The 13,691-nt window shown below is 64.4% G+C and carries 16 protein-coding genes; 13 read left to right on the top strand and 3 right to left on the bottom strand.

Annotated features, from left to right (window positions below; all coding sequences use genetic code 11):
• The first annotated feature begins 5 nt into the window (after positions 1–5).
• Positions 6–584 (top strand): orotate phosphoribosyltransferase, encoded by a 579-nt coding sequence (gene pyrE, locus D3227_RS23190; RefSeq protein WP_120016612.1) that lies wholly within the window; start codon positions 6–8, stop codon positions 582–584.
• An 81-nt stretch (positions 585–665) separates the two neighbouring features.
• Positions 666–1,034 carry a VOC family protein gene (locus tag D3227_RS23185; protein ID WP_120016611.1) on the top strand — a complete coding sequence of 123 codons (369 nt, stop codon included), beginning with the start codon at positions 666–668 and terminating at the stop codon, positions 1,032–1,034.
• Between the two features lie 102 nt (positions 1,035–1,136).
• Here the strand turns inward: D3227_RS23185 and D3227_RS23180 are convergent, their stop codons facing one another.
• Entirely contained in the window at positions 1,137–1,640 is a 504-nt protein-coding gene (locus D3227_RS23180; RefSeq protein ID WP_120016610.1) for a MarR family winged helix-turn-helix transcriptional regulator, read from the bottom strand.
• Between the two features lie 83 nt (positions 1,641–1,723).
• Between D3227_RS23180 and D3227_RS23175 the strand changes: the two genes are divergently transcribed.
• The 7 genes from D3227_RS23175 to era all read left to right on the top strand — a co-directional run bounded on the left by D3227_RS23175 (position 1,724) and on the right by era (position 6,726).
• Positions 1,724–2,278, top strand: coding sequence for a DUF417 family protein (locus D3227_RS23175; RefSeq protein WP_120016609.1), 555 nt, complete (start codon positions 1,724–1,726; stop codon positions 2,276–2,278).
• Complete coding sequence (locus D3227_RS23170; protein ID WP_120016608.1) at positions 2,275–2,844, top strand: putative glycolipid-binding domain-containing protein; 570 nt, start codon at positions 2,275–2,277, stop codon at positions 2,842–2,844. Before D3227_RS23175 ends, D3227_RS23170 begins: the two co-directional genes overlap by 4 nt.
• A 297-nt stretch (positions 2,845–3,141) precedes the next feature.
• Positions 3,142–3,726: a DUF2062 domain-containing protein gene (locus tag D3227_RS23165; protein ID WP_120016607.1), complete on the top strand. Its 585-nt coding sequence runs from the start codon at positions 3,142–3,144 to the stop codon at positions 3,724–3,726.
• On the top strand, positions 3,723–4,136 hold the full coding sequence (acpS, locus tag D3227_RS23160; protein WP_120016606.1) for a holo-ACP synthase: 414 nt from the start codon (positions 3,723–3,725) through the stop codon (positions 4,134–4,136). The genes D3227_RS23165 and acpS overlap by 4 nt, the downstream gene beginning before the upstream one ends.
• A 77-nt stretch (positions 4,137–4,213) precedes the next feature.
• Positions 4,214–4,963, top strand: coding sequence for a signal peptidase I (lepB, locus tag D3227_RS23155; RefSeq protein ID WP_120016637.1), 750 nt, complete (start codon positions 4,214–4,216; stop codon positions 4,961–4,963).
• A 2-nt stretch (positions 4,964–4,965) separates the two neighbouring features.
• The gene (gene rnc, locus D3227_RS23150) at positions 4,966–5,724 is read left to right on the top strand and encodes a ribonuclease III (RefSeq protein ID WP_120016605.1); all 759 of its coding nucleotides are present in this window, start codon (positions 4,966–4,968) and stop codon (positions 5,722–5,724) included.
• Between the two features lie 69 nt (positions 5,725–5,793).
• Positions 5,794–6,726, top strand: a complete 933-nt coding sequence (era, locus tag D3227_RS23145) for a GTPase Era (protein ID WP_120016604.1) — start codon at positions 5,794–5,796, stop codon at positions 6,724–6,726.
• A 55-nt stretch (positions 6,727–6,781) separates the two neighbouring features.
• Here the strand turns inward: era and D3227_RS23140 are convergent, their stop codons facing one another.
• Entirely contained in the window at positions 6,782–7,582 is an 801-nt protein-coding gene (locus D3227_RS23140) for a CPBP family intramembrane glutamic endopeptidase (RefSeq protein WP_120016603.1), read from the bottom strand.
• 262 nt (positions 7,583–7,844) lie between these two features.
• On the opposite strand from D3227_RS23140, the gene recO reads away from it, so the two are divergent.
• Positions 7,845–8,609: a DNA repair protein RecO gene (recO, locus tag D3227_RS23135; RefSeq protein WP_120016602.1), complete on the top strand. Its 765-nt coding sequence runs from the start codon at positions 7,845–7,847 to the stop codon at positions 8,607–8,609.
• Positions 8,610–8,617: 8 nt separating this feature from the next.
• On the opposite strand, the gene D3227_RS23130 is transcribed toward recO, so the two are convergent.
• Positions 8,618–9,082 (bottom strand): NUDIX hydrolase, encoded by a 465-nt coding sequence (locus D3227_RS23130; RefSeq protein ID WP_120016601.1) that lies wholly within the window; start codon positions 9,080–9,082, stop codon positions 8,618–8,620.
• A gap of 261 nt (positions 9,083–9,343) precedes the next feature.
• Here D3227_RS23130 and D3227_RS23125 point away from each other — a divergent pair, with 261 nt between their 5' ends.
• The 3 genes from D3227_RS23125 (at position 9,344) to D3227_RS23115 (ending at position 13,569) form a co-directional block, all read left to right on the top strand.
• Positions 9,344–12,130: a DUF2339 domain-containing protein gene (locus D3227_RS23125; protein ID WP_120016600.1), complete on the top strand. Its 2,787-nt coding sequence runs from the start codon at positions 9,344–9,346 to the stop codon at positions 12,128–12,130.
• Positions 12,131–12,262: 132 nt separating this feature from the next.
• The gene (locus D3227_RS23120; RefSeq protein WP_120016636.1) at positions 12,263–12,781 is read left to right on the top strand and encodes an RNA polymerase sigma factor; all 519 of its coding nucleotides are present in this window, start codon (positions 12,263–12,265) and stop codon (positions 12,779–12,781) included.
• Positions 12,778–13,569: an anti-sigma factor family protein gene (locus D3227_RS23115; protein ID WP_120016599.1), complete on the top strand. Its 792-nt coding sequence runs from the start codon at positions 12,778–12,780 to the stop codon at positions 13,567–13,569. Before D3227_RS23120 ends, D3227_RS23115 begins: the two co-directional genes overlap by 4 nt.
• Positions 13,570–13,691 lie beyond the last annotated feature (122 nt).

The raw sequence follows: 13,691 nt of genomic DNA, 5'->3' as shown, positions 1-13,691 counted from the left end.
GCAGGATGAATACCGACGAAGTGCTGGGCATTTTCCGCGAGGCCGGCGCCGTTCTCGAAGGCCATTTCATCCTGACGTCGGGGCTGCGCAGCCCGATCTTCCTGCAGAAGGCCCGCGTCTTCATGCATGCCGACAAGACCGAGCGCCTGTGCAGTGCGCTGGCCGAAAAGATCCGCAACGCCGTGCCCGGCCGCATTGACTATGTCGTCGGCCCGGCGATCGGCGGGCTGATCCCGGCCTATGAGACCTCGCGCCATCTCGGCGCACCTGCGATCTGGGTCGAGCGGGAAGGGGGCGAGTTCAGGCTGCGCCGCTTCGAGATCGCCAGGGGATCGCGCGTCGTCATCGTCGAGGACATCGTCACCACCGGCCTGTCGATCCGCGAGACCATCGACTGCCTGCGCGAGCTTGGCGCCGAGGTGGTGGCGGCCGCCTGCATCATCGATCGCTCGGCCGGCAAGACCGATGTCGGCGTGCCGCTGATCGCGCTCGCCGAATATGAGGTTCCGGCCTATCCGGCCGACAGGCTGCCGCCCGAACTCGCCGCCATACCGGCCGTCAAGCCCGGCAGCCGCAATATCTGATGCCGCCATGCATGGAAACAAGCACTTGAGCGCGTCGCTTGAATCGCTTCGGGCGCGGCGCGCGCTGACCGTGGCGCCGTGATGATCGCCGGTATCGATCATTTCGTACTGACAGTTCGCTCGGTGGACGACACCTGTGACTTCTACCAGCGTGTGCTTGGCATGACGCGGCACGACGAGCCGAACCGGCCGACTGGATCGCAGAAGATCAATCTGCACGAGGTCGCGCGGACCTTCGAGCCGAAGGCCAAGGTGCCGACGCCGGGCTCAGGCGATTTCTGCTTGGTCGCCGCTAGGCCGCTTGCCGAAATCTGCGCCAGGCTCGCCGCCAACAACGTTGCCGTCGAAGTCGGGCCCGTCGAACGCACCGGCGCTCGCGGCCCGATGATGTCGGTCTATTTCCGCGATCCGGACGACAACCTCGTCGAGGTCAGCGATTACAATAGGTAACCGGTATTTTCCGCGGGTTGCGGCCAACCCTGTTCACGCCCGCCGCAGCGGTTAGGCCATCGTCCAGGTATGGCGAAAGCTTGGTTTTGCCATAGCCACAGCTCAGGCAAGTTCCGCTTCCACAGGGCAGTCGAGGCAAGCGGTATAGTTGCAGAGCCGGCAAATACGGTATGCATGGTCCTCGGTGCCAACGAGCCCACGCAGCAGTTTAGCGGCAAGTTTGCCGAATTCCTGCAACTCCTCCGAGCTTAGAACGGCGAGCGCCGACGCGAGCCCCGTCTGACGAGCAGCAAGGATAGCACTGCAGGTCGTCTCTCCCAAAGGCGTGAGCCTTAGCGCTACCGCGCGATGGTCGTCAGGCACCGAGAACCGAGCCGCCAATCCTTCCGCGACCAGTCGATCGACCAGTCTAACGGTGCCCGAATGGGACAGTGACAATGCGCGGCGCAGCCTCTCGATCGACAGGCCCGGTACGTGGCCAATCAGGGTGATCGCCGAAGCCGCAGGGCCGGGCTCCGGTGCTTTGGCTTGAGCGTCCCGCTGCAAGGTGTCCGCAAAGGCGAGCGCCAGGGCGCCAATCACATTTTCAATCTTGGAATCGGCCATCGGCAAAAAATATATGCTCCGAGCATATACATCAAGGTCAAATTATTATATGCTTGGAGCATACAAATCGAAGGAGGAAGGCTATGTTTACCTCTGCAACCGCCAACGCGCCGTTCGTGGCGCGTATCAACAAAGCTGGCAATCGCCTCACCGCCGTCGGTCGCGCGGTAACCCTTTTGGGGGTGGTGCTCCCTCTGCTGCTAATTGGCATTTTAAAATTCACCGCAATCGAGATCGAGGCGCTTAGGCCATTCGTCGAGAATACGCCTTGGCTGGCATGGCTCTATCCCGCATTCGGATCTGCGGGGGCCTCCTACTTCTTGGGGGTGGTCGAACTGGCCACCGCGCTTCTGCTGATGGCATCTGTCCGTAGCGTCTGGGCTGGCCTCGTGGGGGGTGCCATCGGTTCAGTCACCTTTGCGCTGACATCCTCGACAATGCTCACCCTGCCGATTTGGGAAACGGGATCTGGAGGGTTTCCCTTCCTCAACGGGTTAGGTGCCTTTCTTATCAAAGATGTTGCCTTGCTCGGAGTTAGCTTGGTCATATTGGGGAGCAGCCTTCAGCAACTCGTATCCGACCTCTACCGGGAAGTCGATCGTAGCGACGAACAACCAAGCAAGGGGTGGAGATCATGACTCTGCTCGCTATCTGGCGCAGGACGGACGAACCAGGTCACGATGTCGTGGAGCCAAAGCAGACTGACCTCGGCTGGCTCTTGAATGGAGCCGCCGTGTACCTGTCGGATGCGGGACCGGCACGGTTGGACTACACTGTGCAACTGGCCGAAGATTGGATGACCAATTCCGGCAGCGTTCGCGGGTTCATCGGTTCCCAGTCAGTTGATCTCACAATCATCCGCGACGAGATCGGCTGGACTGTCGATGGGCAGCGGCAGTCGGCGGTTCAGTCGATGGTCGACCTGGACTACGGTTTTACGCCGGCGACGAACCTGCAACAAATTCGCAGAATGAACCTGAAGGTCGGCGACAAGGCGGATTTTCCGGTGGCTTGGCTGGTTGCCGGCGCCTCGAGTTTGGTTGTTCTGCCGCAAACCTACCATCGTGTGAGTGAGACCGAGTACATCTACGAGGCTCCCGCAGTGCCCTATAGTGCCACGCTGCTCATTCCCGAGGCTGGCTTTGCTCAAGATTACCCCGACGGCTGGGTTTTCGAGACCGGCAGCGCCGGCCGTGCGCTATAGGATTGCGGCTGAAGCTTGGCTGCTCGCAAGCTGACCTTCAAAGGCACTTGCTACTTCGGGTGCCACCAAGGCGAACCGCCGCATCCCGGTGGCTCGGGCGGCGCCTTCCATACAGGTGCCCTGAAGTCGTCTCCTGTGTCAGAGCATCGCGGCAGCGTTTCGTTGTCTTGGGGCTTGGGCGTCGCTATATCAAAGCGTTATTGCCTTCCGGCGTGCTTGAAGCGCAAGATGTAAAGTCGCGACCGTTTATGGGATGGCCGGGGCCGGCGTGGTTAGTGGATCAGGGACTGGAAGAGAGTGCTTTTTCGACGCCGAGAGCCTGATCGCCTTGTAGAGCGGGTGCGTACCTATCTGTGGCCGCGCCGCTCGTTCTCTCGTTCGCTGCGGTATTTCTCCAAGCGGATTCTCCGGCTTAAGGCCACGCCGCACGCGGTTGCCGCCGGTGTCTCAGCCGGTGTCTTCGCCTCGTTCTTCCCGCTCGGCTTCCACTTCGTCATCGCCGCCGTGCTTTGCTGGGTGATCGCCGGCAATCTGGTGGCGGCCGCGCTTGGCGCGGTGTTCTTCGGCAATCCGCTGACCTTCCCACTGCTGTGGGGCGCATCCTGGGAAACCGGCAAGCTGATCCTGCACGAACACTTGCCGAAGCACGGGCCGCCTGAGCATCTAGGCGAAATGATGCACACGCTTTCATTTGCGAGGTTGTGGCACCCGGTGCTGGAGCCGATGCTGATCGGCGCCGTACCGCTCGGCCTGGTCTTCGGGTTTGTGTTCTACGGCATCACCCGCTGGGGCATGACAGTCTTTCGCGAGCAGCGGAAGAGGCGCATGGACGAGCGGGCGCAGAAGGCCAGGCACGGCGGACGGGAAGTTCCCGCGGCATGATCATCGGCATCGGCAGCGACCTGATCGATATCAGACGCATAGAGAAGTCGCTGGAGCGGCATGGCCCGCGCTTCATCCAGCGCATCTACACCGAGGTCGAGCAGGCGCGTTCCGAAGCTCGCCACGGGCGCGCCGCCTCCTATGCCAAGCGCTTCGCCGCCAAGGAGGCCTGCGCCAAGGCGCTGGGCACCGGTCTGGCGCAAGGCGTGTTCTGGCGCGACATGGGCGTCGTCAACCTTGCCAGTGGCAAGCCGACCATGGCACTGACCGGGGGTGCTGCCGCCAGGCTGGACAAGATCCTGCCGGAAGGACACCGCGCGGCAATCCACCTCACCATCACCGATGATTTTCCGCTTGCTCAAGCCTTTGTGATCATTGAGGCGTTGCCCGTCGAACAAGCGCCACATTGATTGCATCTGACGACCGGCATGACGTTGCCCAGCGCGCGCCGAGACTCTATACCATCCAACGCACAATCGAGGACGACATGAGCGTGGCTGAAAAATCCGAGAAGAAATCCGGCGGGCTTGGCGAAACCGTCAGCGTCATCATTCAGGCGTTGGTGCTTGCGCTGGTCATCCGCACGCTCCTGTTCCAGCCGTTTTCGATCCCGTCCGGGTCGATGCGGCCGACCCTGCTCGAAGGCGACTATCTGTTCGTCACCAAATGGTCCTACGGCTATTCGCACTATTCGCTGCCGTTCGGCCCCGACATCTTTTCGGGCCGCATCTGGGGCGCCGCGCCAAAGCGCGGCGATGTCGCGGTGTTCAAGTTCCCGCCGGACCCGTCCGTCGACTACATCAAGCGAGTCGTCGGCCTGCCGGGCGACAAGATCCAGGTCAAGGACGGTCAACTCTTCATCAATGGCGTCGGCGTGCCGCGCGTGAAGACGGGACAGATCGACAACCCCGACATCACCGAGGCCCAGGGGCCGGTCGACGTCTATCGCGAGACGCTGCCCAACGGCGTTTCCTATGACACGCTCGACCTGACGCCCAATTCGATCGGCGACAACACGCGCGAATTCGACGTGCCGCCCGGCCATTATTTCATGATGGGCGACAACCGCGACAATTCCTCCGACAGCCGCTTCACCGTCGGCTTCGTACCGGAGGAGAATCTGGTCGGCCGCGCCAACATCATCTTCTTCTCGATCGCCGACGGCGCCAGCCCGCTCGAGATCTGGAAGTGGCCGTCGCTCATGCGCGTGTCGCGCCTGTTCAACTTCGTCGACTAGGCATGGCGGCGACAAAGCGGTTGACCGCCGATGCGCTCGCCGAAGCGCTTATGCAGCGCACCGGCCATGCCTTTGCCGACCGCCAGCGTCTGCAGCGCGCGCTCACCCATGCCAGCGCCCGCTCCAGCCATGCCGGCGTCGACTATGAGCGCTTCGAGTTCCTCGGCGACCGCGTTCTCGGCCTTGTCGTGGCCGATATGCTGCTCGCGGCATTTCCGGACGCCGCCGAGGGCGAACTGTCGCTTCGGCTGAACGCCCTGGTCAATGCCGAGGCGCTGTCCGAGATCGCCGAGGAGATCGGGCTGCCGGAACTGATCCGCGCCGGTTCCGACGTGCGCGGTCTCGATGGGCGCAAGCGCGTCAATTTGCGCGCCGATGCGCTGGAATCGCTGATCGCCGTGCTCTATCTCGACGGCGGCCTGGAAGCCGCCCGTGCCTTCATCCATAAATACTGGCAGCCACGCTCGCAGGCCATCGGGGCCGCTCGTCGCGATGCCAAGACCGAATTGCAGGAATGGGCGCATCAGGCGGCGGCAGGCGCCATGCCGGCCTATCGTATCGACAGCCGCGAGGGACCCGACCACGATCCCTTGTTCACCGTCAGCGTCAAGGTCGGCGCCTTTGCGCCGGCAACCGGCAACGGCCGCTCCAAGCGCGAAGCCGAGCAGGCCGCGGCCGCCGCGCTGCTTATGCGCGAAGGCGTCTGGATCACCGCATCGGCCCAAAAATCGGACTCGATTTTTGGAAAGCACGATGCGTAATTTCAAAGTTCTAGAGCGTCCTTTGCGCATCCAAAAGGACGCGCGGCGCTCTTGTGAAGGGAGCGCGGCATGACCGCCACCGAAGACCTCGTTCCGGCAACAGAAGTTCCCGCCACGCGCTCCGGCTTCGTCGCGCTGATCGGCGCGCCCAATGCCGGCAAATCGACGCTGGTCAACCAACTGGTCGGCGCCAAGGTGTCGATCGTCACCCACAAGGTGCAGACCACCCGCGCCATCGTGCGCGGCATCGCCACGCATGAGAACGCGCAGATCGTCTTCGTCGACACGCCCGGCATCTTCAAGCCGAAGCGGCGGCTGGACACGGCCATGGTGACCACCGCCTGGGGCGGCGCCAAGGATGCCGATGTCGTGCTGCTCTTGATCGACGCCGAGCGCGGCATTCGCGGCGATGCCGACGCCATCCTCGAGCGGCTGAAGGATGTGCGCCAGCCGATGGTGCTGATCCTCAACAAGGTCGACCGCGTCAAGCACGAGGCGCTGCTGGCGCTCGCTGCAACCGCCAACGAACGCGTGCCGTTCAAGCGCACCTTCATGGTCTCGGCACTGACCGGCTCCGGCTGCAAGGACCTGCTCGACTACCTGGCGGAGACGCTGCCGGCCGGTCCTTGGTATTATCCGGAGGACCAGATCTCCGACCTGCCGATGCGCCAACTGGCGGCCGAGATCACCCGCGAAAAGCTGTATCTGCGGCTGCATCAGGAACTGCCTTACTCCTCCCATATCGAGACCGAGAAATGGGAAGAGAAGAAGGACGGCTCGGTGCGCATCGACCAGACGATCTATGTCGAGCGCGACAGTCAGAAGAAGATCGTGCTCGGTCACAAGGGCGAGACCATCCGCGCCATTGGCCAGGCGGCGCGCATGGAAATCGCAGGCATCCTCGAGCAGAAGGTGCATCTCTTCCTGTTCGTCAAGGTACGCGAGAATTGGGGCGACGACCCCGAGCGCTACCGCGAGATGGGGCTCGAGTTTCCGCACTGAACCGGAGAAAGGCACGGCACCGGGTATGGCGCCGCGCTCATTTTGCGGGATTGGTTCAGGCGCCGGCGACGGCAAGCTGCGTCTTTTGCCGGCGCACGAAACTCTCGGTGCCGTACCAGGCGACGATTGCCGCTGCGATCGCTGCCCAGATTGCAACACCGATCCATTGCTGCTGCACAGAGTCGCCGCCGGTGAACACCTTGCCGAGGAAGCGCACGCTGTTCTGATGCGCGACGTGCATGATGAAGGCGAGAAACACGCTGCCGGTGTTCTGGTAGAGCCAGGTGAACACCACGGCTGCCAGTACGACGTTGATCGTGCCGTAGAGGCTGAGGTCACCGACCAGGCCGAGCGGGACGTGCCAGATGGCCCAGATCGCGCCGAGGATCAGGCTACCGGTGAGCGCCGAATGACCGGCAAGCAGGCGAGGCGTGGCAAAGCCGCGCCATCCGGGTTCTTCGCCGAGCGGGCCGCTGAAGACGGCATAGAGCGCGATGATCGGCAGCATCTCGGCCATGGCGGGAATGTTGCCCCAGGCGGGTGTCGCGGCTCCAAACAACGGATTGATCAGGATCGAGACCAACTGGGCCCCGAACGGCAGGCCGAACGCCACCAGGTACCAGACCGGATGCACCCGCCACTTCACCATCGAGGCGAGGATGACCTTGACCGAACCCCAGCCACCGGACAGGGCCGCGACGATGAAACCGGAAACGATCGGGCCGAAGGTGAACCAGGGAATGCTGTCGCCATTCGACAGCCAGAACGGGATGAAGGCCAGCCAGGTCAGGCCGAGCGCCAGCGAAAAGAAGGATATCAGCTGGTGCCTCCGCACCAGGTCCAGGAAGGAAGTCATGTCGGGTCCTCTCAGCGGGCAGGTTTGATCGCGAGAGGTCGCCGGGCTGCCCGATCGGTCGACATGCATCTGGGAGCGAGCCCGGCGAATTGTTCGGCAGGCTGCGTCGACCGCGTCGGTCAACCCGTCTCTATTGCCGCCAGCGCGGCAAAAAATCCCGAGCGCTTTCTGATGGATTTCCGATATTTGCTATTGGCAGCATTCCCCGAGGCCGGCCCATCCCAATCTTGATTTCGCCCTCCAATAGGTGAAATGCTCCGGCATGGAATGGCGCGACGAGGGAATCATTCTCGGCACCCGCAAGCATGGCGAAACCAGCGCCATCCTCGAGGTGATGACGCGCGCCCATGGCCGCCACCTCGGCCTGGTGCGCGGCGGCCGCTCGCGCAAGCAGCAGCCGGTGCTGCAGCCCGGCAACCGCGTCGACCTGCTGTGGCGGGCGCGGCTCGACGAGCATCTCGGCACCTTCCAGGCCGAGGCGATCGAGATGAACGCCGCCCGGCTGATGGACAGCGCTGTCGCCGTCTACGGCCTGCAGACCATGGCAGCGCATCTGCGCCTGCTGCCCGAACGCGACGCCCATGGCGGCCTCTACGAGACGCTTGCCGTGATGATCGCCCATCTCGACGATGCCGACGCCGCCGGCGAACTGGTGGCGCGCTTCGAGCTGCTCATCCTCGACGAGCTTGGCTTCGGCCTCGATCTCAGCCAGTGCGCGGCGACTGGAGTGAGGCAGGATCTCGCCTATGTCTCGCCGAAATCCGGCCGAGCCGTCTCGCGCCAGGCCGGCGCGCCCTGGCACGACAAGATGCTGGCGCTGCCGGCCTTCCTGCAGCGCGGCTCGGGTTTGCGCGCCGATCCGGCGGCGCTGGAGGACGCCTTCCGGCTGACCGGCTTCTTCTTCACCCGCCATGTCTACGAGCCGCGCGGCCTCGAACCCCCGGACGCCCGCGCCGGTTTCCTCGCCGCGCTGCGCAGGCATCATGCGCCGGGCAAGGTGCCCGCTGCAGAAACCACCGGACAGTAGCGAGGCACCTATCCCGCTTTCCGCCGTTCCACGAAATCGTCCAGGATGGCGCGCTGACCTTTGAGGATCTTGAGACCGGCGTCGTGTAATGAAAACCAGCCGGCCCTGTCCACTTCGGGAAATTCCTTCATCGAGCCCGACCTTGGCGGCCACTCCATGGTGAATGTGTTGCTTCTAACGGCGTCCGTATCGACGTCTGATTCGACGCTCCATGCGATCACGATCTTGCCGCCCGGTTGACGATAGCTGCCGACAGGCTCGAAATGTCCGTCGATCGCGACGCCAAGTTCCTCTTCGGCCTCGCGCCTGGCTGCTGCCAGTTCATTTTCGTTGTCGTTGACAAGGCCCTTTGGGATCGACCACGCCCCTTCATCCTTTTTTGCCCAGAACGGTCCACCGGGATGGACCAGCAGAAACTCAAGAATGCCGACGTTTCTCCTGTAGATCAGCAGCCCTGCACTTCGATTCGGCATCGACAATCCCCATCGCATTTGCCGCAAGCAGCCGAGGATACCACGAGCATTTGGCAGCTGGCGGCAGGCAACTTCGTTATCAGCTCCATCCCGGCCTTTTCGACGCGACGGTGAGGGATAACGGCTGTAAGCCGCTGGCATTTGCCAACGAAACATGCTCGATCTTTCCTGCCGCCCGTCTGGCAGTGCGTTGAGCCTAGGAGCCGGCCGTCTGGCCGCCGCATTTGCCAGTGACAACTGGCCTGGTTTGGGGGAACCGCCATGTTTGAGAGCCTGATCGGCCTTGCAGCGATTATAGCACTCTTCGTCATCATCTCGCGCCAGCAGAGCCGCATCGGCCTGATCGAGCGCGAGCTTGGGGCGCTGCGCAGCCTGGTGCTTTCCAGCGCGGTGCCATCAGCGGCCAGGCCCGTCGAACAGAACGCCGCCGACGACAAGCCGGTCGAGGCGGCTGCTTTCGCGGACATGATTCCACCTTCGACGGCCAATGCCGAAGCACCAGCCGCGCAAGCCGGCGCTGCCGGCAGCGAAGCGGTGTCCGGCCCGTGGGCCACGGGCGAGGCGCCATCGGAAACGGCAGGGCCGGTCACGGCCGAACCCGCCGAGTCGGCCAAGCCAGCGGCGAAGGCCGCGCGCCAGTCCGACGTCGAGACGGCGCTCGGCACCCGTTGGGCGGTCTGGGTCGGCGGCATTGCGCTGGCGTTGGGTGGGCTGTTCCTGATCCGCTACACCATCGAGGCCGGCATTTTCGGCCCCGGCGTGCGGCTCACCATGGCAGCACTCCTCGGCCTGGTACTGATCGCCGGCGGTGAGTTCATCCGCCGCACCGGCTTCAGGGTGCCGGTGCAGGGCGCTGCCGGCGCCTACATCCCGGCAATCCTGACGGCGGCCGGCGCCTTCATCCTGTTCGGCACCGTCTATGCCGCGCATGGAATTTACGGCTTCATCGGCCCAACGCTCGCCTTCACCTTGCTTGGCGTCATCGGCGTGGCGACGATTGTTGCCGCACTGGTCCACGGCCAGGCACTGGCCGGCATCGGCCTAGTCGGCGCCATGCTGACGCCGATGCTGATCGCCGCCGAGGCACCCAATCCCTGGGCGCTGTTCGGCTATCTGGCGATCGTGCTCGCCGCTACCGGTGTTATCGCCCGCATGCGCGACTGGAAGGCGCTGATGGCGGCGGCCTTCGCCGGCACCGGCATCTGGACCATCCTCTACATGACCGACGCGCCCGGCGCGAACCTCTCCACCATCCTGTTCATCGATGCCGTCACGCTTGCCGTGCTCGCCTTTGTCTGGCTCGGCGGCCGCGGCGAGGAAGGACCGGCAAGCCGGTTCGATTGGCCGTCCATAGCGCCCGCTTTCTTCGTCGCCTTTTCGGCACTGGGCCTGTCCGTCGATCCGGCCTTTGCCGCCGCCGGCTATGCCTTGCCGGGCGCCGTTCTGCTCGCCGCCATGCTGGCCGTCGCGCTCTATCGGCCAACAGCGCTGCCGCTTCTCCATGCCGCCGGGCTGGTCACAGGAATGATCTATCTCGGCATCATCCCGCCGACCACCATCGCCTCCGATATCATCGGCGGCAGCCTTGGCGTCGGCGGCCAGCCGGCGGTGGTGTCCGACGCCCTAACGCGCAACATCGGCATCGGGGTTGGCCTGCTGTTCATCGCCGCCGGCTTTTGGGCCGCTCGCAGATGGGCGGCGACCGCCTGGATACGATCCGCTTCATGGGCGGCTTGGGGCGTCATCGCCCCGCTGGTCGTTCTGCTGGCGCTCTGGTTCACCTTCGGCAATCTCGATCGCGATCTTCTCTACGCTGCGGTTGCTGCTCTTCTGGTCGTCGTCTTTGCCGCCGGCGGCGAGTGGATTGCGCGCGCCGAGGAGCCGCCGCTCAAGGGCGATGCGTCCGTGTCCTTCGCGCTCGCTGGCGCGGCGGTCGCCGGCCTACTGCTGCTGCACATGGCTTTCGGCTCCGGCTGGACCACCGTCCTCATCGGCGCCACGGCCATCGTGCCGGCGCTGGCGACGCGCTGGCGCTCCTATCCGGTTCTCGGCTGGATCTCGGTCGCCGCCGTCATCGCCGTGCTCGGCCGCGTCGCCTACGACCCGACGATCGTCGGCGCCGGCTTGCTGTCGACGACGCCGGTCTTCAACTGGCTGCTGCTTGGATATGGCGTGCCGGCGCTGGCCTTCGGCTTTGCCGCCTGGCAGCTTGCCCGCACCACCAATGGCCGGCCGCGGCTCGCCATGGAAGCGGCGGCGGCGCTGTTTGCGCTGCTCACGCTCGCCATGCTGGTGCGCCACGCCATGCATGGCGGCGTCATCGACACCGGTGTGATGACGCTCGCCGAACAGGCGATCTACACGCTGATCGCCATCGGCGCCGGCGCCATCCTGGTCGCCATCGACATGCGATCGCCAAGCTCGGTACTGCGCTATGGTTCGATGGCCGCCGGTGTGGCTTCGGTCGCCTTCATCGTTGTCCGGCATTTCGTGGTGCTGAATCCGCTGTTGTCAGACGAATCGATAGGCCAGATCCCGGTGTTCAACCTGTTGTTCCTCGCCTATCTCTTGCCGGCGGTCGCCGCCGGGGGACTGGCGCTCTACGCTAGGGACAAGCGGCCGAAATGGTATGCGCAGATGCTGGCCGTGGTGGCGGCCCTGCTTGCCCTGGCCTACGCCACGCTGTCGGTCAGGCGCCTGTTCAAGGGCGAGTTCATCGGCCTGTGGAGCGGGCTTGGCCAGCTCGAGACCTACACCTACTCGGCGCTGTGGCTCGCCATCGGCGTGGCGCTGCTCACCGCCGGCGTCTGGCTGAAGTCGCAGGTGTTGCGCATCGCCTCTGCGGCCCTGATTGCGATTGCCGTGCTGAAAGTCTTCCTCTTCGACATGTCGGAGCTGGAAGGCGTGTTGCGCGCGCTGTCCTTCATCGGTCTCGGCGCCGTGCTGATCGGCATCGGCCTGTTCTACCAGCGGCTGCTGACAAGGGCGGCGAAGGACGCGGATAGAGACGAGCAAGAACAGACAGATTCCAATCCCGTCCGGGAATAAACCACTGGGCGCCAACGTTATTCCTTTGCTTGGGTGACTGGAGCGCCGACCGCTTCGCGCTGGCCGCTTGCGCCGCGTCGTGAAGGCGCGTTCAATCGCGATGAAACAGAGGCGACCTCGAAAACAGCGGTCATGAACGAGAAGAAGGCAGCGATCCTTGGCGAAATACCGCGTCTGCGCCGCTACGCACGCTCGCTGCTGCGCGACCGCGATTCAGCCGACGATCTTGTCCAGGACTGCCTGGAGCGCGCGCTGGTCAGGCTCGACAACTGGCAGACGGGAGAGAGCCCCAGGAGGTGGCTGTTTACGATCATGCATCATTTGTTCATCGACCAGATGCGCAAGGTGAACCGCCGCGGCGAGGCGCAGATGCTGCCGCTCGAGGCCGGTGAGGCGCAGGCCGCCCCCGCCGAGCAGGTCGAAAGCATCGCCTCGCGCGAGATCGTCGACGCATTGCAGGCGATCAGCCCCGACCGCCGCGCCGCCCTGGTGATGGTCGCCATTGAAGGCTTTTCCTATGCCGAGGCCGCCAACATCCTCGGCGTGCCGGCCGGCACGCTGATGTCGCGCATCGCACGTGGCCGCGAAGAGTTGCGCGGGTTGCTTGACGACAGCGCGCGCCGCCGCTCGATAAGGGTTGTCGAGAAATGACCCGGCGCGATTTCTCCGAACGCGATATCCACATGGCCCTCGACGGCGAGCTGCCGGGCGAGGAGCGCGTGGCCTACGACAGCTGGCTCGAGGCCAGTCCCGAGATGAAGGCGAAAAGCGTCCGCTACATCGCCGACCGGGCGGCACTGCGTGCCGCCTTTGCCGGCGTGATGGACGAGCCGGTGCCGGCAAGGCTCAGGCAGACCGTGCTCGGCGAAGCGACGGTGAGGGCGGCCGCCTGGCGCTCGCGCTGGTGGCTTTCGGCGGCCGCGGCCGTGGTGCTGGTGGCCGGCGGGCTCGCGGGTTATGTCGCCGGCATTGACGGTATCGGCAGGGGAGACAGCGCTGACGATCAGCTCGCCGAGCAGGCGATCGCCGCCCATGTCATTTATGCCGCCGAGAAGCGCCATGCGGTGGAGGTGCCGGCCAGCGACATGGAGCATCTGCAGACCTGGCTGTCCAACCGCGTCGGACTGAAACTGGTGGCGCCCGATCTGATGGCCGAAGGCTTCCAGCTCGTTGGCGGCCGGTTGCTGCCCGCCGGCCATGGCAAGGCGGCGATGCTGCTCTACGAGGACGCCAAGGGCGAGCGCATCTCGCTGTTCGTCACCGCCGAATCGGCCGACAAGGCCAAGGGCACCTATATGGCGGAGCAGGGCGGCCCCGAGGCCGTCTACTGGCTGGACAAGGGCTATGGCTGCGCCGTCGTCGGCTCGCTGCCGCGCGAGCGGCTGGCCGCGGTGGCCAAGAGCGCCTATGGCCAGCTTCTGGCCGGGCTGGCGAGCTGAACCGGCTGCTGTTTTCCGCAGCCGGCACCTCTCGAAGCAGCGGTCTTGTTCAAGGCCTCCGTGTTGCTGGACCACTATGCAACCTGTCACAATTCGGCCCTAATCGGGGTGCGAAAGCGCTT

The sequence above is a fragment of the Mesorhizobium waimense genome (genome assembly GCF_003601975.1).
Classification (GTDB): domain Bacteria; phylum Pseudomonadota; class Alphaproteobacteria; order Rhizobiales; family Rhizobiaceae; genus Mesorhizobium; species Mesorhizobium waimense.
The sequence above is the reverse complement of the archived record's forward strand: the minus strand, read 5'-3'. Positions and strand labels throughout refer to the sequence as shown.